The organism is Streptomyces finlayi, assembly GCF_014216315.1.
Lineage (GTDB): Bacteria > Actinomycetota > Actinomycetes > Streptomycetales > Streptomycetaceae > Streptomyces > Streptomyces finlayi_A.
Genome location: NZ_CP045702.1, coordinates 272234 through 292724, shown reverse-complemented (window position 1 = coordinate 292724; position 20491 = coordinate 272234). Strand labels below are relative to the sequence as shown.

Here is a 20491-nt window from a genome sequence, read left to right as displayed (position 1 = left end):
GGCCGGGTGGAAGGGTTGTCGATGTGCCGGTCCGCTGCCGTGCCCGGCAGCGGTCCGCCGCGCGAGCGACGTGAAGGAGGACGGACGATGAAGGACGACGAGACGTTCCGGATCTGTCGGCACCTCGACGACGTACAGCCCGTGACCCCCGACAGCCCGGACGCGTGCCCGGAGTGCGTGGCGCAGGGCGACACCTGGGTGCACCTGCGTGAGTGCCAGAGCTGTGGCCACGTCGGATGCTGCGACTCCTCGGAGAACAAGCACGCCACCGCCCACTTCGCCGCCAGCGGTCATCCGCTCATCCGCTCCTTCGAGAAGGGCGAGAGCTGGTGGTGGTGCTACGTGGACCAGGTGTCCTTCGATGTCGAGGGTGCGCTCCCGGTCCGGCCGGTCTGAGCGTCCAGGGCGTCGAGCAGCCAGTCGTGGGCGGCGCCCGCCGTCGGCTGCGAGGGGCCGGTCAGCTCGGCGACGAGCTGCCAGTAGCGGTCGATACGGGGGTCCCTTGAGAGCACCGCGGCGAGACCGCGCCGGAAGCCGGGTGTGTCGCGCGTGCCGTGTGAGCGGGCATAGGCGGAGACGAAGCAGTCGAGCGCCTCGCCCTCGCGTCCGGGCCGCCGGGCCCGCAGCTCGGGTGAGGCCAGGGCGTACGCCTCACCGAGACCTTCGTAGAGCACGGCCGGACGGTAGCCCTTGTCGCTCCGGTGCGCTTCCGGCTGACAGTGCGCGGCAGCGACGTGCACGCCGGACACGAAGGCGTACAGCCGGGCGAAGGACAGCACCTGCGCCGGGTTCGGAGCGTCCGGTGGCTGCGGGACCGCCTGTTCGACGACGGCGGCAACCAGCGGCGCGGGCATACGCGGGGGCAGCCAGCGTCGCCAGAACCGCGCCAGCACCGTGGTGTCCGGCGGGAGCGGAACGGCAGCGATCAGCCGCAGTCGTTCGGCCCGTTCGCGCGGGGTGCAGTCCTGAAGCAGCTGGAGAGCGGCCTCCCGCCAGCGCAGGGCGGCCAGCCGGCAGCCGAGGTCCCTCAGCTGAGCCGCGATGACGTCCTCCATCGCGTCCTCCTCGTCGAGGACCCGGCTCACCTCGGGAACCGGCAGGTCGAGGGTCCGCAGCGAGCGGATGAGGCGGAGCCGGTCGACCGCACCCGGGCCGTATCTGCGGTGTCCGCCGGTACTGCGGGCGGCCTCCGGCAGCAGCCCCCGGTCCGAGTAGAAGCGGACGGTCTTGACGGATACGCCCGCCTGCTCGGCGAGTTCTCCGATGCTCCACATGCCGTCAGGGGACAACGCTTGAACCTCCCTCAGGGGGAGTTACTACGGTACCGGCGAGGGCGGGCGGCCCACCCGGCAGGCCCCCACGGACCACAGTGTGCGAGGAGATGTACATGACGGCGTTCATCCTGGTGCCCGGCACCTTCACCGGCGGCTGGATCTGGCAGGAGGTGGCCGCGGGGCTACGGGCTTCGGGGGCCCAGGCGCACCCGGTGACGCTCACCGGGATGGGGGATGGCGGCCCTCCGGCGGCGCCCGGCACGGATCTGGAGACACACATCCAGGATGTGGTGCGGCTGATCGACCGGATCGACGCGGCGGAGGTGGTGCTCGTCGGCCACGCCTACGGGCTGTACCCCGTGCTCGGCGCCGCAGGCCGGCGCCCTGAGCGCATCACCCGGATCGTCAACGTGGACGGGGGCCTGCCCCAGGACGGCGACCCCGCCCTGGCCCTCGTACCCGATCAGGCGCTCAGGGACCGGTTGCTGAACCCGTCCGGGCCGGATGGGGACGACGGAACGGCCGTGGGGGACGGGCCGGACGGGAAGGACGGACTGATCGCCCCGCCGTCGCTCGACGCCTGGCAGCGGTGGGGGAGCGTCGAAGGCGTCGGCACGGAGGGGCTGGAGAGGCTGTCCCGCCGCGCCGCACCGCAGCCGGCGGGCACGCTCACCCAGCCGCTCCCGTTGGCCGAGGTTGTCGGTGAGCTGCCGCTGACCGGAGTCCTGTGCACCGCGAACGGGTCGAGCATCCAACTGGTCGAGTCCGTGGTGGGTTTCGGGGACCCGCGCTTCCAGTCGCTGACGGACCCCCGGGTGTCGTTCTTCGAACTCGCCACCGGACACTGGCCGATGCTGTCCGTTCCCGGAGAGCTGGCCGAGGTGCTGGTGCGGGCCGCCGCAGGCGAAGGACAACGGATCGGCCCGGCAGCGAAGGAGCAGCCCGTCCATCTGAGGCCGTTCCTCATGGACGTACCGGAACGGCCTCGCGAGCGGATCGGCCGGCTCGACCTTCATCTGCCGGAGAGCCTGTCCGACGGTGTTGGGGACGGTGGAGGGCCGCTGCCCGCCGTGGTGTTCGTGCACGGTGGCCCGCTGCCCGCCGGCGCGCGGCCCACGCCCCGGGACTGGCCGGTACTCGTCGGCTACGGGCAGTACGTGGCGAACCTCGGTGCCGTGGGAGTGACGCTCGACCACGGGCTCCACGACTTCACCGACTACGGACGTGCGGCCCAGGACATCGCCGACGCGGTCACGCTCGTACGCGCCGATCCGCGCGTCGACGGGAGCCGGGTGGCCCTCTGGTACTTCTCCGGGGGCGGCCTGCTGTCCGCTGACTGGCTCGCGGAGCCCCCGCCGTGGCTGCGGTGTGTGGCGGCGACCTACCCCGTGCTCGCGCCCCTGCCCAACTGGATGCTCGTCGATCCCCGCTTCCGGCCCGCGGCGGCGGTGCGCGGCGCGGGGCGGTTGCCGATCGTGCTGACCCGGGTCGGCCTCGAACAGCCGGAGATCATGGCGACGGTCCAGGAGTTCCTGACCGCCGCAGGCGAGTGCGAAGCGAACATCGAAGTGGTCGACGTGCCGTCCGGGCACCACTCGTTCGAAGCGGTCGACCACACCGATGAGGCGCGCGAGGCGGTGCGGTACGCGGTACGCACGGTGCTGGGCCACCTGCGCGCCCAGGGCTCTTCCGCGGCTACTCGAACCGCGTAGGGTCGCCCGCCCCCCTGCGGATGATCTCCGGTTCGCCGCCGGAGAAGTCGATGACCGTGGTCGGCTCGGTGCCGCAGTCGCCCGAGTCGACGACGACGTCCACCACGTGGTCGAGCCGCTCCTTGATCTCCCAGCCCTGGGTCAGCGGCTCGTCCTCGTCCGGCAGGAGCAGGGTGCTGGACAGGATCGGCTCACCGAGTTCCGCGAGGAGCGCCTGCACGACGGCGTGGTCCGGGATGCGTACGCCGACCGTCTTCTTCTTCGGATGCATCAGCTGGCGCGGCACCTCCTTCGTCGCCGGGAGGATGAAGGTGTAACTGCCGGGTGTGGCGGCCTTGATGGCCCGGAACACATCGTTGTCCACCTGCACGAACCGGCCCAGCTGGGCGAAGTTCTCGCAGACGAGGGTGAAGTGATGCCGGTCGTCGAGGTCACGGATCGACCGGATGCGGCCGATCCCGTCACGGCTGCCCAGCTGACACCCCAGCGCGTAACAGGAATCCGTCGGATACGCGACGAGTGCGCCGGAACGGATACTGTCGGCCACGCTGCTGATGGTGCGCCGCTGAGGATTCTCGGGGTGCACGTCGAAGTACTTCGCCATCCGGCGAGTCTAGGTGATCGGCGCCTCACGGCCCGGTGACCTGGCTCCGCCGCGCAGGCGCAGCGCCTCAGCATCTCGTCCAGCGCCCGCCCTTCGCCGCCGCCACCAGCTCGGGCACGGTGGCGAACTTGGCGCGCGTCCGCCCCTGGTCCCTGCCGCGTGCCAGCTCGGCCTTGTCGATCGCCGCGAGGCCGCGGGCGTCGATCAGCCGGCGGGTGCGGTTGCGGACGAGGCGGCGGAACGCCGTCCCTGTCCGGACCGGTGCCGGCAGGGCGCCGCCGAAGGCGTCGGCGAGGAGCGTGCCGACGGTCTCCGCGGCGCAGGTGCGGTTGGCGCCGATGCCGCCCGAAGGCCCGCGCTTGATCCAGCCGACGACGTACGTGCCCGGCTGCCCGGTCACCCGGCCGCCCTCGTGCGGGACGGTCGCCGTCGTCTCGTCGAACGGCAGGCCCGGCACGGGCACCCCGCGATACCCGACGGCCCGCAGCAGCATGCCCGCGGATATCTCCAGGTCGCTTGCGACTCCCGTCACCCGCGCGGCCCGGACGGAGTCCGTGCCGAGTACCTCCACGGTCGAGGAGTGGAAGCGCAGGACGATACGGCGACCCGCGTCCGGAGTGCGCGACCAGTCGACCGTCCGCCGCGTCACGTCCCGCAGCAGCGAGGCTTTCCTATGGGCCTTCACCGTGGGCGAGGCGCTGTCGATCGTCGCGCCGGTACGCGGATCGTGGTCGTCGACGACGAGTTCCACACCCGGGAGATGCTTGAGGGCGAGCAGTTCGGACGAGGTGTAGGCGGCGTCCTCGGGCCCACGGCGGCCGAGCAGGACCACCTCGCGCACCTTCGAGGCACGCAGGGCGGCGAGTGCGTGGTCGGCGATGTCGGAGCCGGCCAGCGTCTCGGGATCCGTGGCGAGGATGCGGGCCACGTCGACCGCGACGTTGCCGTTGCCGACCACGACCACCCGCTCGCCCGAGAGGTCGACGGCGTCCGCCGCGACCTCGGGGTGGGCGTTGTACCAGGCCACGAACGTGGTGGCCGCGATGCTGCCCCGCAGATCCTCGCCGCCGACGCCGAGCCGGCGGTCAGCGGAGGCGCCCACCGCGTAGATGACGGCGTCGTGATGCGCGGCGAGTTCCTGCGCGGTGATGTCCTTGCCCACTTCCACACCGAGGACCATCCGCGCCCGGGGGTGGGCGTGGAAGCGTGCGAAGGTGTCGCCGACCTTCTTCGTCGCGGGATGGTCCGGCGCGACCCCGTACCGGATGAGGCCCCCGGCCACCGGAAGCCGGTCGACCAGGGTCACTTCGGCGTTGGTGTGCAGCAGCAGGTCCTCGGCGGCGTACATACCGGCCGGGCCGGTGCCGACGATCGCCACCCGGATCGGCGCGAAGTCGCAGGGCACACCGCGTTCGAAACTCGGCTCGCCCCAGGCGTGGAAGTTCGGTCCCACGTCCGGCGGTCCCGGCTCGTCGTCCGTGAAGTAGTCCGCGTTGATGGCGGCGTACTCCTGCTGCGCCACGTGGAGGCTGTCCACCGGGAAGATCGCGTCGACCGGGCAGGCGTCGGCGCAGGCACCGCAGTCGATGCAGGTCTTCGGGTCGATGTACAGCATCTCCGTGCTGCCGAACTCCCGCTCCTGAGGGGTGGGATGGATGCAGTTGACCGGGCACACGGAGATGCAGGTGGCATCGCTGCAGCAGGTCTGGGTGATGGCGTAGGTCATGGCGTCGGCTCTGCTCCGGTCGGGCGATCGGCTCGGATGAGATCTCGGGGCCCGGTCTCCGGGTTCGGATCGCCGGGTCCGGATCTCGGGGTTCGGATCTCGGGGTTCGGATCTCGGGTCAGATGAGGTTGGCGCGCTTGTAGAAGAACAGCGCGGGTCCGGTGAGGAGACGGGCCGAGGACAGGAACTCCATGAGGCCGGCGCAGCTGGAACGCATCAGGGACCGGTGGTGCTCGTTCGCCGCCGCCTCGGTCAGGGCACGCTCGGTGTCGAGCCCGGCGTTCGCGTAGACACCCCGGTTCACCATGCTGGTGACGATGAAGTACGAGGCGATCGCGATCACGAGGGCGTTGAGCTGCCTGCGCACCGGGCCCGCGCGGCGGAGCCGCTTGCGGGTCTCGTCGCGGGCGAACTTCATGTGCCTGGATTCCTCCACGACATGGATGTTGTTGATCGTCCGGACGAACGGCACGACCCTCTCGTCACGCATCCAGTCACGCTGCATGACGTCGAGGACTTCCTCGGCGACGAGGATCGCGGCGTACGCGGCCTCACCGAAGGCAAGTGTCTTGAAGGCCCTGCCCAGTTCGATGACCGCCCGGCGGGGCTTGTAGGCGGGGGCTCCCAGCTTGGCGGCCCCCCTGGCGAACATGATGGAGTGCCTGCACTCGTCGGCGATCTCGGTCAGCGCCCACTGGAAGTCCGCGTCGGTCGGGTCCTTGGTGTAGATGTCGCGGAGCACCATCTGCTGCAGGATCATCTCGAACCAGATGCCCGTGCTGGCCACCGACGCCGCCTCCTGACGGGTCAGCTCCTTGCGCTGGGCCTCGCTCAGCTCCTGCCAGTAGGCCGTTCCGTACAGCGTGCTCCACTCGGGACTCGCCCCGTGGAAGTCCTTGTCCAGCGGAGTGTCCCAGTCCACCTCGGTGGCCGGGTCGTACGACAGTCTCGCGGACGAGTCGAGCAGCCTCCGTGCGACGTCCTGCTCCTGGAGCCGGTCCTGTTCCTCCGGCCGAAGTGTGCTGCTTGACATGCTGCGGCTCCTTGAATCGAGAGGTCCACCCGATGCCGGCCGCCGTTTCGTCCCCCGTGTGCCCGCTCGGGGGAGCGATGGCCGCCGCGCGCCAACGACGCTTGTTAGACACCGCGTCTAGCAAGCTGTTAGGCGGAAGGTACAACAAGAGCGGTGTGCGGGCCTACCCCCGGTAACAAAATGCGTGAGATCTCTCCACGAGGCTGCCGCCGCGCCTTCACGCCACCGGCGGCCCCGAGGGGCGGGCGGCATTGTCGGACCCCCGCCGTACGCTCACGTCATGAGTGTTTCCCTCTACTGCAGTGCCCGCCGCGAGCAGCCGCTGACCGAGTCGGAGGCCGCCTCCGTCGACCGCATCGTCGCCGCCCACACGGCAGCGTTCCCCTACGGGGACGAGGAGTCCCTGTACCTCTACGCGCCGGACGAAGCCGACGCGGACCAGATCCTCGCGGGCTCCACGAAACTGCCGCGCGACCCGGGGCGGCTCCTGCCGGTGATCGTCTGCGTGCTCGATTCGGTGACCGGACTGCGCCGCGCCGTCGAGGGCGCGGAGTGGCGGGTCCATTCGGACGACCTCGACGTCCCCTGGGACGAGGCCGAGGGCTATGCGCTGCCCGGTATGCGTGATCCCGGACTCGTCGCCGACCTCTGCGGTCCCTGACGCTCCCGCCGGTGGACGGCGGGCGCGGCGTCAGTCCTGGTCGCGCTCGTCGGTCAGGTCGGCCGCCCCGTCGGCGCCCGGACGTGTGCGGCCGACACGCAACCGGCCCCGGAGCTTGTCCACCAGCGGATACCTCTCCCGCTGTTCGCGGGACTGACGGTCCAGCTCCTCCACGAGCCGGGCCGACCGCTTCTCCACGTCCAGCTCGTCCAGAATCCGGTCGACCTCGGCCAGCAGCGCCCCGTGCAACTGCCACTGGCGCGGATGCTGCTGTACGCCGCCGAGCAGCAGGAAGGCGGCGGTCTCCCGGCTCTCGCGGCTGGCGGCGAGCTCATTGAGCAGCCGGACCTCCGCCGCGTCGGCGCTGACACTGACCTGAGTGGTGATGAGTTCGGCGAAGCTCTCGACGGCGAGGGCCATATGGGAGAGGAGTTCATGGAGGGCGGCGGAGGTCTCGGGCTGGAAGAGCGGTTCGCCGGTCCGCGCCTTGGCGAGATCGGTGAGGGTGCGGCACACGGTGCGCAGGACGACCGCGCAGATCTCCAGGGTATCGAGGCCGGTCCGCAGGACGACCCGGAAGAGCATGCCCTCCTTGACGCGCGGGTTGAGCCGGAGGCTGTCCTCCGCCTGCCGCAGCGACGCGTCCACCTGCACGATGTCGTGATCCAGCCGGCGTGCCTCGTGCAGGCGGTCGGCGGCCACCGCCACGCTGGTGTGGCCGACCACCTCGTCACTGAGGCAGAGCAGCAACCGCCGCATGCGGCCCGCGAGATGCTCGATGGCCTCGCTGGCCGGCTGCACCCAGACAGGCGGTGCGAACAGCACGTTGAACAGCAAGCCGACCACCGCGCCGATGAGCGTTTCGAGCACCCGGTCCCAGGCCGTCTCGGTCACGCGTGTCACGCCCAGCACCAGCATCGCGCTGATCGCCACTTCGGGGACGAACTCACCGGCCCGCACGAAGCGGCCGAGCGTCAGCGACGCGAGGATGATCAGGCCCAGACTCCACCAGCTCAGCCCCACCAGTGAACTGAAGCCGATGGCGATGACCACACCGGCCACCACCGCGTTCACCCTGCGCATGCTCGTGGTGAGCGTGGAGTAGAGGGTGACCTGGACGACGAGCAGCGCCGTCAGCGGCGCGGTGAGCGGCGCCGCCTCACTGCTCAGCATCAGGGCGACGACGTAGGAGATCACGGCGGCAACGGTCGACCGGACCGTCTGCACGACCACCGGTTCCTTGTGCCGCCGGACGAGGTTCAGCAAGGGGTCGGTGACTTCGGGCACTCTGCGGATCCTCCGGGGCCTGCGGCACGGCTGCCTCGGGTCGGCGGCCGTCGAAGGGGCCCGCGCGGCAGAGAGTCTCCGTTACGCCGCCCGCGGTCCTGGGCCCGTCCGGGAGACAGTAGGTGGAGCTCTGCCGGGCGGGCCCGCGACATGCCGTCCGTACTGGTCCGGGCCCCGGTTGGGCTATCCGGGGCCCCGGCCGGTGCCGGCCACCGGTCCGTGGTCCGCTCTTCCTGTTCCGCCGTCTCGGCGACCCGCTCGGTCCCGTGTGAACGTGCCCGGCTACTGCTGGACGGCGAGCGCCTCGTCGATCTCCCGTACGAAGGGCTCCAGGTCGCCGGGCTTGCGTGAGGTGATGAGCTTCCAGCCGTTGCTGTCGTCGACGACGACCGGTTCGTCGGTCCAGTCGCCTCCCGCGTTGCCGATGTCGGTCCTGAGCGAGGCGTAGGAGGTGAGCCGCTTCCCTTCGAGCACGCCCGCTTCGACGAGGGCCCAGGGCCCGTGGCAGATCGCCGCGACGGGGCGGCCGGACTCGGTGAAGGCCCGGACGATATCGGTGGTGGGACCCTGCAGCCGGAGCGTGTCGGCGTTCAGGGTGCCGCCTGGCACGAGCAGCAGGTCGTAGCGTGCCGGGTCGGCGTCCGCCAGCGTCAGATCGGGGCGGACCGTCTTTCCCGGGTTCTTGTCGCCGACGAGCGTCTCTATGCCGTCCGTCGACGTGGCGGCGATGTCGACCTGGGCGCCCCAGCCGCGCAGGTGCTCCACGGGGACCATGAGTTCGTCCTGCTCGACACCGTAATTGGTGACGATGGCCAGTACGTTCCGCTTGCTCACGTCGTTCTCAGTCATCAACGGTCACCTTCCCCGGGCGATGTGTGCCGACGGCGATCGCAGCTCCCTGGGTTCCCCCGAATCCCGTGGTCATGCGTGTCAGGAGGCCTTGGCGAACGCTGCGACCGGGGCCCGTACGGGGACCGGGACCGGGGCCCGCAGCGGCACCGCGCGGTGCCGCAGTCCGCCGCAGAGGACAGCTCCCGCGATCACGAGTCCGCCCGCGACCAGGGCCGCACGCGCCCCGGCGAACTCCAGCAGGAGGCCCAGCAGCAGGGGACCGGCGAGGCGCCATGCCGTACCCAGGCTCCGCCACACGCCAAGGACGCGGCCCCGCACCTCCGGTGCCGGGTCGGTCTGGAGCACGGTGGCCCCGGCGGTGTCTCAGAGGGACTCCACCACAGCCATGGGAATGACGAGCGGGATCAGGACCGTGAGTCCGACGGGGCCCCGCTGATGGGCCGCGCCGACGTCAGTTCACTCCTTACCGTGCCGCTCGCCGCCACGCCCGGCGAGACACCGGCACGGGGCGCGCTGACCCTGCTGCGAACGGGGGAGCGGTCTCCCTTCTCCATGGCCGAGACCAAGTACGTGGAGATGATCGTGGGGCATATGGCGATCGTCGCGGAAGGGCTCACCGGCGGCGGCACGGAGCCGGCGGGGGACGCCGGGTAGGCGGGGTGGCGGACAGGTGGGCATGTGGGCATGTGGGCATGTGGATGACGCCGCCCCGCGCGCCATCGGCGTCCGACGGCGCCGGGCGGCGGCCCTTCCCGCCGTGGACAGGCGCCAGTGCCACCACAGATGGCCGAGGGCGTCGGACACCGCTCGCTCGGCGAGCACGTCACCGGCAGTCACCTCTCCGTCGACGAAGTGAACCCGCCGGTAACCAGAACCCGGCCGGTCGCGCTACGGGGACGATGCCGTGCGTCGAGTGCTGTGAGGAGGCTCTGGGCCATAGTCGTCCACCCTTCCTCGATTCATTCCAACGGTAGCCGCGGAGATGCGGTGGAGTCGTCGTCCGGCAGGATCGATGTGTGAGAACCGAGCGGCAGGGAAATCCGCTCGGTGCCGTCAGGAAAGCGGCGGCATGGACAGGACGCAGCATTCCGCTGGGGCAGTCCGATTCCGTAACCGCCGGCCGAATACGCCGGCCCTGCGCACCAACACCCTGCGCCCGGCGGACCGTCCAGGAGGTCACCACCATGATCCTGACGAGCGCGGTCATCCCGTCCCTCGCCGTACGCCTCTGGGCCGCCGGTCATGTCCGGCACCGCCGCGCCATTCCCTGGGGAGGCACCCCATGACAGCGCACCGGCGCAGCCCGTCGACGCCCGACAGCCCGATACGGTCCCGGCCGGTCGCGGTCCTCTTCGACCGCGACGGCACCCTCGTCCACGACGTGCCCTGCAACGGGGACCCCGAGCGGGTCCACCCGGTCCCGGGCGCCGTCGAGGCCGTACGGCTCGTACGGGAGGCCGGTATGTCGACAGCCGTCGTCAGCAACCAGTCCGGCATCGGCCGCGGCCTGCTCACCCACGACGACGTGTGCCGGGTCAACACCCGGGTCGACGAGCTGATCGGGCCGTTCGACGTCTGGGTCTACTGCCCCCACCACCCCGACACCGGATGCCCGTGCCGCAAACCGCGCCCGGGACTCGTCACCGACGCGGCCCGGCGCCTCGGCGTGCGCCCGGCGGACTGCGTGATGATCGGCGACATCGCGGCCGACGTACTCGCGGCCAGGGCGGCCGGCGCCGAAGGCATCCTGGTCCCCAACGCGGCGACGCTGCCCGAGGAGACCGCGGCCGAGGCCGAACCGGCCCCCGACGTCCTCAGCGCCGTCCTGCGCCTCCTGGCCCGGCCTGGGCGCGCCCCGGACGTGCCCCGGCGGGAGGGGCGGTCGGCATGAACGTCCTCGTCGTACGACTCGACAGCTTCCGCGACGTCCTGCTCGCCGGACCCGCCGTGCGCGCCGCGGCCGGACACGCCGCGCCCTGCTCCGCGGCCCGCTCGGCGAGCCCGCCGCGCGGATGCTCCCCGGGGTGGACGACGTCATCGTCCGGCAGGCGCCGTGGCAGGGCACCCGCCCGCCACCCGTCCACGAGAGGTCGAGCTCACGCACGCCTGGACCGGGCGACGGCCCGGCACGGAAGTCCCCGCGGTGTCCGTCGAGCACAACAGCCCGCACGAGAGCGCCGTCCACCGTGCACCCGCTCGCCGGCCGGGCGGACATCCCGCTCGTCCACGTCACCCACTTCAACCGGCTGATGTGGAACAACGGCCGTGCACCGACCAGCGTGATCGAGCACGGGATCATCGACCCGGGCCACCTCTGGACGGGCACCGAGCCCCGGGCGGCGGTCGTCGTCAACGAGCCCGTGCGGCGCGGCCGTACGACCGGCACCGACCTGCTGCCCGGCTTCGCGGCCGCGGCACCGCTCGACGTCTTCGGCGTGGGAACGGAAGGGCTCGCCCGCCACCTGGGGCCGGCGAGGGATCTCTGCCGAACGGCAGACCTCCCGCAGAGCGCCCTTCACCCCCGCCATGGCGCGCTGCCGGGGCTATCCGCACCCGGCGCGGTGGACCTCTGCGGGGTCGACACCACCCACTTCTCACCCTCACCCGTCGGCGACCGGCGGTCCGGAGTTCCCTTCCGGCTCCTGTCCGTCGGCAGGCTCGTCCCCCGCAAGGGGTTCGACCGCGCGATCAAGACCCTGGCGGCCGTGCCGAACACCGAGCTGCTGATCGCGGGCGGCCCCGAAGCACCCCTCCTGTTCGCCGACCCGGAGGCCGAACGGCTCCGCAAGATCGCGTTCGAGCACGGGGTGGCGGAGCGGGTACGCCTGCTCGGCTGCGTACCGCAGGACGTGATGCCGCGGTTGATGTCCAGCGCCGACCTGCTGCTCTCCCTGCCGCGCTACGAGCCGTTCGGCATCGTCCCCATCGAGGCGACGGCCTGCGGCACGCCCGTCCTGGCCACGGCCGTCGGCGGCCAGCTGGACACGGTGGTCGACGGTGTGACCGGCGCCCTGGTGCCGCCCGTCGAGATCCCAGGCCACGACCTCGCGGCCACGATCAGGTCCCTGCTCGACGACCCGGCCAGGCGAGCCCGTTACGGAGCCGCGGGCCGGACCCACGCGCTGGCCCGGTACACCTGGGACGAGGTGGCCGACGGGGTCGCACGCGTCTACGCCCAGCTCAGCCCCGTTCCCGAGCCTTCGGAGGTGGCACGATGAAGCTCATCGCTTCCAGTACGTCGGTTGACGTTTCCTGCCCGGGTGCGTCGCGGCCGCCGGTCACGGCCGTCGGGGCCGTCATGTCCGTCCGTCGTGGCAGCCGTCCACCGTGGCGGCCGGGTACGGCGTGAAGCCGGCCGCCGGGCCGGGGAGGACCCCTGAATCCCGTCTCCCCGGCCCGGTCCATCGTGGCCGGCCGCTCGGCCGACTCCCCAAGTCCCCCTGTGCCCGGGGCCCAAACATGGCGGGCGTTCACCCGCGTTGCCGGGTCCCGTGGCCGGAGCGGACGGCGCTGGGGCTGTCTTCCCAACCATCAGCGCCTCCGCCGCCGCGTACGTCGGCGGCGTGTTGTACGGGGTACCCGTGCCGCCCGGCGCAAACGCCGTCACCGGGAGATACCCGTATCCGATTGAAGCCGCCCATCGGGGGAACCCCGGTCGCGCAGAGGGAAGGCACCCGGTGCCGCTGTATGGCACGGCACAGGCCGAGGGAGAGACATGGGAAGGCACACGGACCTCGTACGGGCCATGGCCCGGAGAGTGAAAGCCGCCAAGCTCAAGGCGGACGGTGCCGCACTGGACGACGAGCGCCGCAGAGAAGAAGGCCGGCGACTGGAAGCCGCGGCACGGCAGGCGGAAGCCCGGGCGAGAGCGAAGCCGGGCCGGGACACCTCGGGCCACTGAACGCACACGAACGCACACCCGTCCGGATGACTTGGTGTTTGCCGTGCCGCGGGCCGGATACCCGGCAGACCGGCGCCCGAGGGCGGACCCGCGCCGAGGCATCCGAGGCATCCGAACCGCCATCAGGAGAGCTCAATGACTGACGAGAAGCAGAAGCAGCGGGACAGCGTACGTGCGCCCGACCCGTCGGACGGACCGCTCACGACCGACCAGGGTGTGGCCGTCGAGCACACGGACGACTCGCTCACGGTCGGTGACCGCGGTCCCACACTGCTGGAGGACTTCCACTTCCGGGAGAAGATCACCCGGTTCGACCATGAACGGATTCCCGAGCGGGTGGTCCATGCCCGGGGGGCGGGCGCCTACGGCTTCTTCCAGCCCTACGCATCCTGCGCCGACTTCACCCGTGCGGCCTTCCTGCAGGACCCCTCCCTGCGTACCCCGGTCTTCGTGCGGTTCTCGACGGTGCAGGGCCCGCGCGGTTCGGCCGACACGGTCCGTGACGTACGCGGATTCGCCACGAAGTTCTACACGCCCGAAGGCAACTACGACCTGGTGGGGAACAACTTCCCGGTCTTCTTCATCCAGGACGGAATCAAGTTCCCGGACTTCGTGCACGCGGTGAAGCCCGAACCCCACAACGAGATCCCCACCGGTGCGTCGGCGCACGACACGCTCTGGGACTTCGTCTCCCTTCAGCCGGAGACCCTGCACACGATCATGTGGCTGATGTCGGACCGGGCGATCCCGCGCAGCTACCGCATGATGCAGGGCTTCGGCGTACACACCTTCCGCTTCGTGAATGCCGCCGGGCACGGCACGTTCGTGAAATTCCACTGGAAGCCCAAGCTGGGCGTCCACTCGCTCGTCTGGGACGAGGCACAGGAGATCCAGGGCCGCGACCCGGACTTCAACCGGCGTGACCTCTGGGACACCATCGAGGCCGGCCAGTACCCGGAATGGGAACTGGGCGTGCAGCTCATCCCGGAGGAGGACGAGCACTCGTTCGACTTCGACCTGCTCGACGCCACGAAGATCGTGCCCGAGGAGCAGGTTCCGGTCCGTCCCATCGGACGCATGGTCCTCAACCGCAACCCGGACAACTTCTTCGCGGAAACGGAACAGGTGGCCTTCCACACCGCCAACGTGGTGCCCGGCATCGACTTCACCAACGACCCGCTGCTTCAGGCACGGAACTTCTCCTACCTGGACACGCAGTTGCTCAGGTTGGGCGGACCGAACTTCGCCCACATCCCCGTCAACCGGCCCGTCGCCGGAGTGCGCAACAATCAGCGCGACGGCTTCCACCAGGAGCAGATCCACACCGGGACCAACTACACACCGAACTCCCTGGGCGCGGGATGCCCGGTCCTCGCCTCCACCGACGCCGGCGCGTACCGGCACCTCACCGAGCAGGTCGACGGACAGAAGATCCGCCGTCGCAGTCCCAGCTTCGACAACCACTACCTCCAGGCCGCGCTGTTCTGGCGCAGCATGTCGGACTGGGAACAGCAGCACATCATCGACGCGTTCCGTTTCGAGCTCGGAAAGGTCTCGGCGAAGGACGTCCGCGCCCGGACCGTCGAGCAGCTGACCCTCGTGTCGGCGGACCTCGCCAAGGCCGTTGCCGAGGGCGTCGGTGTGCACGCCCCCGAGGGATCGCAGACCCCGACGCCCGAGCCCTCACCGGCGCTGAGCCTGGAGAACAACAAGGGTGACGGCTCGATCGCCACCCGGCAGATCGCCGTGCTGGTCACCGATGGCGTCGACGACGCCCAGGTCACCGCCCTCAAGGAGGCGCTCACCGCGGAGGGCGCCATCGTCGAACTGCTGGCGCCCCAGGACGGCACGGTCCGCACCGCGGGGGGAGGGACGCTCCCCGTGGACCGGGCGCTGCCCACGGTGGCCGCCGTGCTCTACGACGCGGTCCTGCTGCCGGACGGCGCACAGTTCTCCGACGACCCCGTCCGCAGGTTCGTCCGTAACTCCTACCGCCACGGCAAGCCCATCGGCGCGTACGGGGAAGCGGCCTCCGCCCTGGAGGAGTTGCTGCCGGCGGCCGTTACCGGCCCCGGAGTCAACGACCACGGTGTGATCACCGCACCGGCCGGCGACGACGGCTTCGGTACGGCCTTCGCGGCGGCGGTCGGCAAGCACAGGTTCTGGGACCGTCCGCCTCTCGCCTGACGCGCCGGCGCAGGGCGTTCGGAGGGCGACGAGCGTACGGCGACAGCGGGAGGCGTCGTGTCCACCAGATGACCGCGCGCCGCCCCTGGCTCGCCGCCCAGCTGCGACGGATCGGGTCCGGAACTGGTGGCGGCACTCGGCGCCTGTATCCGCCGAGCCTGGAACTGCCCGCGACCGCGGCGGGACCGCGCGAAGAAGCCGAAAGCGCGCACCGCCTGCTCGCGACGGCCCATCCCTCGGTGGTCCTGCGCCCAGGACCGCGACAGCGCCTGCCAGGGCGTCGTGCCGGACCTGCGGGTGGCCGCCCGGTCTTCTCCTGACCGCGTGGGCGCTGCGCCCGTGATGCGGTGCTCGGCGCGCCTCACGGCCCAGCCCTCCCGGGTAGGGCATTCTCTGTGGCTGATCTGGGCCGGCGGCGGATTGGACGCACCTCGGCAGATGGAGGACATAGGTGTGACAGTCACTTTCAGAACAGTGTTTCAACACACCGGGAGTTCGGTTCTGGTGAGTGCCTCAGGGGATCTGGATGCTGCTGCGGAGCCCTCTCTCGCACGCACGCTCGACAGCGTGCCGCCGCGCACCGCCGTGGTGATCTTCGACATGCAGGGCGTGCCCTTCATGGACTCGGCCGGCCTGCTGCTCTTCCTCGACCTGCATCTGCGGGCGGAATGCCGAAAGCTCAGGGTCCTCGTCGTCGGCTGGCAGGCACAGCCGCAGCAGGTGATGGAAGCCCTGGCGGAGCTGCCGGGCGGCGGCGGATACCCGCGCGAACGCGCCGCGCTCATCGGTTTCCGCCGGATGGTCCAGGACCGGTCCGAGCGGCAGCTCGCCCGGAGGGCCGCCGCGGAATCCGGCCCCCGCGTACAGCCCCTCCGGCACGGCGACCGCTAGGTCCAATGCCGTTCGGTTAGGGGTTCGGTCAGCGGCGCAAACTCTCGGCGTTTCGGCTGGTGATACGGGTGCAGCCCCTGTAGTGGTTCTCGGGTCCGCCAAGACTCGTGTTCCTCCACAAGGGCTGCAGTGTCTGATTCTGTCATTACGCATGCCCCCGGTGTCTTTGCCGTGGGGCACTTGGGCGAGTTGACCCAGGTTGTCCCGTTCGATCTCGTCGACGAGGCACTCGCATCCGCAGGTGGTCTGCAGCAGCGGGTTCGACGGCTGCCGTCGCGGGTGGTGGTCTACCTCCTGCTCGCAGGCGCACTGTTCACCGGGCTCGGCTGGACCGGGATCTGGTCCCGGCTGACCGCCTCACTGCCCGCGCCGCTGCCCGTGCCAGCGGGTTCATCGATCACGGCCGCGATGCGACGGGTCGGCCCCAAACCATTGAAAGCACTGTTCGACCTGGTCAAAGGCCCCGCAGCGGTGACCGCGACACAGACGACACGGTTCGCGGGCAGGCTGGTCGTCGCGATCGACGGAACCCAGCTCGCCCTGCCGGACACACCCGCGAACCTCGCGGTGTTCCCCAAGGCGAAGGCAGGACAGAACGGGCCGTCCGGATACCCGATGCTGCGCCTGGTCACGCTGGTGGCCTGCGGGACCCGAACCCTCATGGACGCCGTCTTCGGCACCGACGCGACCGGCGAGCTGACCTACGCCCGAGACCTGATCACCACCGCGGGCACGACCGGAGCACTACGGCCCGGGACGCTGCTTCTGGGTGACCGGAACTTCTCAGCCACCGCCTTCGTGCGCACGGTCGCGTCCACGGGCGCGGACTTCCTCATCCGCGCCAAGACCCACAGCACCGCGCTCAAGCTGCCGATCCTGCGTCGTCTGCCCGACGGAACGTTCCTGTCCCGCATAGGCGAAGTCACCGTCCGCGTCATCGACGCCACCATCACCCTCGCCCCCACCGACGGCGCCGACAAGCGTCCCGCCACCCACAGCACCTACCGGCTCGTCACCAGTCTGCTCGACCCCGACGAGGCACCCGCCACCGCTCTGGTCAGGCTCTACCGCGAACGCTGGGAGATCGAGACCAGCTACTGCGAGCTGAAATCGACCATCCTCGGCGGCAGAGTCCTGCGCGGCCGCTACCCGGCAGCCGTCACCCAGGAAACCTGGGCGCTTCTGGTCGCCTACCAGGCACTACGCACCGCGATGAGCGACGCCGTCCTGCACCGGCCCAACATCGACCCCGACCGCACCGCATTCACCATCGCGCTGAACACGGCACGTGACCAGATCATCCGTGCCGCCGGCATCATCCCCCACACCAGGATCGACCTCGTCGGCCGGATCGGCACCGCCATACTCAACGGCCTCCTACCCGCCCGCCGAGACCGGTCCCGGCCCCGCGTGAAGAAACGAGCGATCAGCTCCAAGTACCGCGCCGTCGGCCGCAACATCGACCACCGCACCCACAGGACCACCGTCCACATCGAGATCAACGCATTGCCAAGCCCACCGGACGGCTAACCGAACGGCATTGCCGCTAGGTCCTGTCTGGAGTTCCCCCGCGGCGTCGCGGCGTCCGGCACCGCCGCCTCCGGCGTTGTCGTCAGTCGCGAGGGCTCCGCCATCGCTCCCTCCTCCGCCTTGGATTCGACGGCACCGGACGCCGCTCCTTCTCCCGCGCTGGAACTCCAGACAGGACCTGGCGGGGGCCACGCGCCCTGCGGTCGTGCCGGAGCTCCACGCCCGGTCGAAGGGAGGGCCACCATGGCGACCAAGATCTCCGACCACGTCCTGCGACGCCTGCGCGAATGGGAGGTCGAGCATGTCTTCGCCTATGCGGGCGACGGCATCAACGGGCTTCTGGCCGCTTTGGCCGTGCGGACGACGCGATCCGCGCTTCGTCCAGGCGCCCCACGAGGAGATGGCGGCCTTCGAGGCCGTCGGCCACGCGAAGTGCTCCGGCAAGGCCGGGGTCTGTGCCGCGACGTCCGGTCCCGGCGCCATTCATCTGCTGAACGGTCTGCACGACGCGACACTCGACCATGTTCCGGTGGTGGCGCATGCTCGGTGGTCGCGATCGTGGGACAGACCAACCGCAGTGCCATGGGCGGCTCCTACCAGCAAGAGGTCGACCTGCTCAGTCTCCGCAAACTGGTACGCCCGGCCCTTTCGATCCTCAAGGGCGACAGCGACCGGGGAGCCGTCCTGCGCCAGGGCATCAAGGCATCAAGGCCAAGGTGCAGGAGATGCTGCCCGGCCACCGCCGGGACGCCAGGGACCGGTGGCCGGGCAGCGCAGTGACCCGCTGCGGCTCCCGGTTCAGTGCGGGCGTCCGCTCAGTGTGTCGCGGAGCCGGTCGACGAATCCGACTCCGGGCGCCACGAACGTGATGGCGGGTGGTGCGGTGGGCAGTGAGGGATGCGGGCGGGTCGGTGCCGTCTCCTTCGTACGCCGTACCAGCTGCCCAAGCGTGTTGAGTTCCTGCTCCGAACAGGCGCGGGCCAGCTCCGGGAGCAGACGTACCTCCTCGTCAAGGGCTTGGGCGGAGACCACCGACTTCAGCGTGCTCAGCCCTTCGGTGAAGCGCGGGTCGTCGGCCTCCAGGTCTTCGAGTTCCTTGAGGATCTCCTCGATGCGGGTGTGGGCGGACACCTCCTGGTCGGCGAGCTCCCGGCCGTTCCCGAGACGCTCGCGCACCACCGGATAGACATGCGTCTCCTCGGCGACCGCCGTCCGCACCAGCAGCGCTGTCAACTCGTCCGCCAGCGCGCGGCACCGCAGATCCTCCACGGGCAGCGCTTCGAGGCGTGCGATGCGTTCTTGGGCCTCACGGTGGTCGGCCCGGATTTCCGCGATCACGCCGGTGCCGTGCGTCATGGCACCCTCCTTCGGTCTTCGGCGGCCGGCGCGGGCGGGCCGGGGCGACCGAAGAGCAGGTCGTCACCTGCCCGCACCGGCACGCGGCCCCGTCGCGCAGCTCACCCACGCGCTGGCCCAGAACGACGCCGCGCTGCTGGTCGCCCCGCTCGGTGACACGCAGAGCCACCTGAACGAAGAGCACCCGGAGCTCGCGGCCCGGGTCGCGGACATCACGCACCGGGCGGTGTCACTGTGCCGGCACAGTGACACCCGCCGCCGCAACGGTGAATGACACGGCCGAGGGCCGGCGATCGAGAGGATCGCCGGCCCAGGGTTGCCGTGAACGTTGTCGCCGCCTGCCCGTCCGGGAGTCCGAAGGGCCGTCGGTTCCGCCGGTCCTAGAAGACGCTGACGCCGTACGCGCTGAGCGCCTCGGTCACCGGCTGGAAGAACGTGGTACCACCGCTGGAGCAGTTGCCGCTGCCGCCCGAGGTGAGGCCGAGAGCGGTGCTGCCGGCGAACAGCGAGCCGCCGCTGTCGCCCGGCTCGGCGCAGACGTTGGTCTGGATCATGCCGTAGACGACGTCGCCGCCGCCGTAGTTGACGGTCGCGTTGAGGCCCGTGACCCTTCCGCTGCGGAGGCCCGTGGTGCTGCCGCTGCGCTGGACCGTCTGGCCCACGGTGGCGTTGCCCGCGCCGGTGATGTCGCGGTAGCTGCCGTTGTAGAGGGAGACACGGCCGTCCGCCGCCGAGGCGTTGGAGTGGCGGATGATGCCGTAGTCGTTGTTCGGGAAGCTGGAGCCCGTACGGGTGCCGAGCAGCGTGGTGTTGCTGGAGTTGGTGTACCAGGTGCTGCCGATGTTGGTGCAGTGACCCGCGGTCAGCGCGTAGTAGGTGCTGCCGCTGCGGACGTTGAAGCCGAGCGAGCAGCGTCCGCCGCCCGCGTAGATGGCCTGGCCGCCCGCGATGAGCTTGTTGAAGGTGCCGGGGGTGCGCTTGATCTCCAGGGAGGCGGCCCGGTCGCCGGCCGCCTTCTTGATCTTGGCTATCTCGGCCGCGGAGACGGTGGAGTCGGCGGTGAGGACGATTCTTCCGGTCGCCTGGTCGGTGTACCAGGCGGTGCCGGCCACGTCGGCTCCGCGTACGGCGTCGCTGGCGACGGCGAGCTGGGCGGTGGTGGCCCGGCCGTCAGTGGTGGCCGCGGACGAGGTGGGTGCGGCAAGCGCTGCGGAAGCCAGGAGTGCGGTGGCCACGGCGATAAGCCGTGTGCCGTTCGCGAGACTGCCGAGGGGGGACAGACGCTTGAGGTTCACTGCATCCTCCGGTGGGAGTTGGGGGCTCGCTGGGTGGGCGCGCCGTTGAGGCGGGAACGGCACGTCCAGGAGGGGGTAGACCGCCATGGACCTGCCAATCTCGTCGACACGCATCCTGGGTGCAGGCGGCGTTCCGCTGCAAGGACGCCTTTCGGCCGCCTACGCGCGTTCATTTGGAGCGC

Annotated in this window: 19 protein-coding genes and 2 pseudogenes; 12 read left to right on the top strand and 9 right to left on the bottom strand. The window is 70.7% G+C overall.

The features are described from left to right. Nucleotides 1-87: 87 nt before the first annotated feature. Complete coding sequence (locus tag F0344_RS01470; protein WP_185297029.1) at nucleotides 88-396, top strand: UBP-type zinc finger domain-containing protein; 309 nt, start codon at nucleotides 88-90, stop codon at nucleotides 394-396. On the opposite strand, the gene F0344_RS01465 is transcribed toward F0344_RS01470, so the two are convergent. Then, nucleotides 339-1274, bottom strand: a complete 936-nt coding sequence (locus F0344_RS01465; RefSeq protein ID WP_185297028.1) for a helix-turn-helix domain-containing protein — start codon at nucleotides 1272-1274, stop codon at nucleotides 339-341. The two genes, F0344_RS01470 and F0344_RS01465, sit on opposite strands and share 58 nt — an antisense overlap. 113 nt (nucleotides 1275-1387) lie before the next feature. On the opposite strand from F0344_RS01465, the gene F0344_RS01460 reads away from it, so the two are divergent. Further along, entirely contained in the window at nucleotides 1388-2986 is a 1599-nt protein-coding gene (locus F0344_RS01460; RefSeq protein WP_185297027.1) for an alpha/beta hydrolase, read from the top strand. On the opposite strand, the gene F0344_RS01455 is transcribed toward F0344_RS01460, so the two are convergent. From F0344_RS01455 to F0344_RS01445, 3 genes are all read right to left on the bottom strand, one after another. After that, nucleotides 2970-3590, bottom strand: a complete 621-nt coding sequence (locus F0344_RS01455) for an L-threonylcarbamoyladenylate synthase (protein WP_185297026.1) — start codon at nucleotides 3588-3590, stop codon at nucleotides 2970-2972. The genes F0344_RS01460 and F0344_RS01455 overlap by 17 nt on opposite strands. Nucleotides 3591-3657: 67 nt before the next feature. Next, nucleotides 3658-5316, bottom strand: a complete 1659-nt coding sequence (locus F0344_RS01450; protein ID WP_185297025.1) for an FAD-dependent oxidoreductase — start codon at nucleotides 5314-5316, stop codon at nucleotides 3658-3660. A gap of 118 nt (nucleotides 5317-5434) precedes the next feature. Further along, nucleotides 5435-6349, bottom strand: a complete 915-nt coding sequence (locus F0344_RS01445; RefSeq protein WP_185297024.1) for an AurF N-oxygenase family protein — start codon at nucleotides 6347-6349, stop codon at nucleotides 5435-5437. Nucleotides 6350-6629: 280 nt separating this feature from the next. On the opposite strand from F0344_RS01445, the gene F0344_RS01440 reads away from it, so the two are divergent. After that, complete coding sequence (locus F0344_RS01440) at nucleotides 6630-7010, top strand: hypothetical protein (RefSeq protein WP_185297023.1); 381 nt, start codon at nucleotides 6630-6632, stop codon at nucleotides 7008-7010. 30 nt (nucleotides 7011-7040) lie between these two features. On the opposite strand, the gene F0344_RS01435 is transcribed toward F0344_RS01440, so the two are convergent. From F0344_RS01435 to F0344_RS01425, 3 genes and pseudogenes are all read right to left on the bottom strand, one after another. Then, the gene (locus tag F0344_RS01435; RefSeq protein ID WP_185297022.1) at nucleotides 7041-8297 is read right to left on the bottom strand and encodes an FUSC family protein; all 1257 of its coding nucleotides are present in this window, start codon (nucleotides 8295-8297) and stop codon (nucleotides 7041-7043) included. Between the two features lie 282 nt (nucleotides 8298-8579). Beyond that, nucleotides 8580-9146 (bottom strand): type 1 glutamine amidotransferase domain-containing protein, encoded by a 567-nt coding sequence (locus F0344_RS01430; protein WP_185297021.1) that lies wholly within the window; start codon nucleotides 9144-9146, stop codon nucleotides 8580-8582. A gap of 81 nt (nucleotides 9147-9227) precedes the next feature. Next, a pseudogene (locus F0344_RS01425) lies at nucleotides 9228-9566 on the bottom strand (MFS transporter); the annotation flags it as partial. An 18-nt stretch (nucleotides 9567-9584) separates the two neighbouring features. Between F0344_RS01425 and F0344_RS01420 the strand changes: the two are divergent. The 8 genes and pseudogenes from F0344_RS01420 to F0344_RS01380 form a co-directional block, all read left to right on the top strand. Continuing rightward, nucleotides 9585-9803: a hypothetical protein gene (locus F0344_RS01420; RefSeq protein ID WP_185297020.1), complete on the top strand. Its 219-nt coding sequence runs from the start codon at nucleotides 9585-9587 to the stop codon at nucleotides 9801-9803. Nucleotides 9804-10431: 628 nt separating this feature from the next. Next, nucleotides 10432-11040, top strand: a complete 609-nt coding sequence (locus F0344_RS01415; protein ID WP_185297019.1) for a D-glycero-alpha-D-manno-heptose-1,7-bisphosphate 7-phosphatase — start codon at nucleotides 10432-10434, stop codon at nucleotides 11038-11040. 295 nt (nucleotides 11041-11335) lie between these two features. Further along, nucleotides 11336-12367, top strand: coding sequence for a glycosyltransferase (locus F0344_RS35330; protein ID WP_258049573.1), 1032 nt, complete (start codon nucleotides 11336-11338; stop codon nucleotides 12365-12367). A gap of 497 nt (nucleotides 12368-12864) precedes the next feature. After that, nucleotides 12865-13050 carry a hypothetical protein gene (locus F0344_RS01400; protein ID WP_185297018.1) on the top strand — a complete coding sequence of 62 codons (186 nt, stop codon included), beginning with the start codon at nucleotides 12865-12867 and terminating at the stop codon, nucleotides 13048-13050. Nucleotides 13051-13185: 135 nt separating this feature from the next. Further along, nucleotides 13186-15237, top strand: a complete 2052-nt coding sequence (locus F0344_RS01395) for a catalase (protein ID WP_185297017.1) — start codon at nucleotides 13186-13188, stop codon at nucleotides 15235-15237. A gap of 438 nt (nucleotides 15238-15675) precedes the next feature. Further along, on the top strand, nucleotides 15676-16128 hold the full coding sequence (locus tag F0344_RS01390; protein WP_185297016.1) for an STAS domain-containing protein: 453 nt from the start codon (nucleotides 15676-15678) through the stop codon (nucleotides 16126-16128). Between the two features lie 171 nt (nucleotides 16129-16299). Continuing rightward, nucleotides 16300-17658 (top strand): IS4 family transposase, encoded by a 1359-nt coding sequence (locus tag F0344_RS01385; RefSeq protein WP_258050223.1) that lies wholly within the window; start codon nucleotides 16300-16302, stop codon nucleotides 17656-17658. A 243-nt stretch (nucleotides 17659-17901) separates the two neighbouring features. Continuing rightward, a pseudogene (locus F0344_RS01380) lies at nucleotides 17902-18288 on the top strand (thiamine pyrophosphate-binding protein); the annotation flags it as partial. Nucleotides 18289-18456: 168 nt separating this feature from the next. On the opposite strand, the gene F0344_RS01375 reads toward F0344_RS01380, so the two are convergent. Beyond that, complete coding sequence (locus F0344_RS01375) at nucleotides 18457-19014, bottom strand: hemerythrin domain-containing protein (RefSeq protein WP_185297014.1); 558 nt, start codon at nucleotides 19012-19014, stop codon at nucleotides 18457-18459. On the opposite strand from F0344_RS01375, the gene F0344_RS01370 reads away from it, so the two are divergent. Further along, complete coding sequence (locus F0344_RS01370) at nucleotides 19013-19288, top strand: hypothetical protein (RefSeq protein ID WP_185297013.1); 276 nt, start codon at nucleotides 19013-19015, stop codon at nucleotides 19286-19288. The two genes, F0344_RS01375 and F0344_RS01370, sit on opposite strands and share 2 nt — an antisense overlap. 106 nt (nucleotides 19289-19394) lie before the next feature. On the opposite strand, the gene F0344_RS01365 is transcribed toward F0344_RS01370, so the two are convergent. After that, entirely contained in the window at nucleotides 19395-20309 is a 915-nt protein-coding gene (locus tag F0344_RS01365; protein ID WP_185297012.1) for a S1 family peptidase, read from the bottom strand. Nucleotides 20310-20491 lie beyond the last annotated feature (182 nt).

Bases quoted from the DNA above. Each gene is read 5' to 3' on its own strand.
- F0344_RS01470 (WP_185297029.1), top strand. From the start codon at position 88: ATGAAGGACGACGAGACGTTCCGGATCTGTCGGCACCTCGACGACGTA.
- F0344_RS01465 (WP_185297028.1), bottom strand. From the start codon at position 1,274: ATGTGGAGCATCGGAGAACTCGCCGAGCAGGCGGGCGTATCCGTCAAG.
- F0344_RS01460 (WP_185297027.1), top strand. From the start codon at position 1,388: ATGACGGCGTTCATCCTGGTGCCCGGCACCTTCACCGGCGGCTGGATC.
- F0344_RS01455 (WP_185297026.1), bottom strand. From the start codon at position 3,590: ATGGCGAAGTACTTCGACGTGCACCCCGAGAATCCTCAGCGGCGCACC.
- F0344_RS01450 (WP_185297025.1), bottom strand. From the start codon at position 5,316: ATGACCTACGCCATCACCCAGACCTGCTGCAGCGATGCCACCTGCATC.
- F0344_RS01445 (WP_185297024.1), bottom strand. From the start codon at position 6,349: ATGTCAAGCAGCACACTTCGGCCGGAGGAACAGGACCGGCTCCAGGAG.
- F0344_RS01440 (WP_185297023.1), top strand. From the start codon at position 6,630: ATGAGTGTTTCCCTCTACTGCAGTGCCCGCCGCGAGCAGCCGCTGACC.
- F0344_RS01430 (WP_185297021.1), bottom strand. From the start codon at position 9,146: ATGACTGAGAACGACGTGAGCAAGCGGAACGTACTGGCCATCGTCACC.
- F0344_RS01420 (WP_185297020.1), top strand. From the start codon at position 9,585: ATGGGCCGCGCCGACGTCAGTTCACTCCTTACCGTGCCGCTCGCCGCC.
- F0344_RS01415 (WP_185297019.1), top strand. From the start codon at position 10,432: ATGACAGCGCACCGGCGCAGCCCGTCGACGCCCGACAGCCCGATACGG.
- F0344_RS01400 (WP_185297018.1), top strand. From the start codon at position 12,865: ATGGGAAGGCACACGGACCTCGTACGGGCCATGGCCCGGAGAGTGAAA.
- F0344_RS01395 (WP_185297017.1), top strand. From the start codon at position 13,186: ATGACTGACGAGAAGCAGAAGCAGCGGGACAGCGTACGTGCGCCCGAC.
- F0344_RS01390 (WP_185297016.1), top strand. From the start codon at position 15,676: ATGGAGGACATAGGTGTGACAGTCACTTTCAGAACAGTGTTTCAACAC.
- F0344_RS01370 (WP_185297013.1), top strand. From the start codon at position 19,013: ATGGCACCCTCCTTCGGTCTTCGGCGGCCGGCGCGGGCGGGCCGGGGC.
- F0344_RS01375 (WP_185297014.1), bottom strand. From the start codon at position 19,014: ATGACGCACGGCACCGGCGTGATCGCGGAAATCCGGGCCGACCACCGT.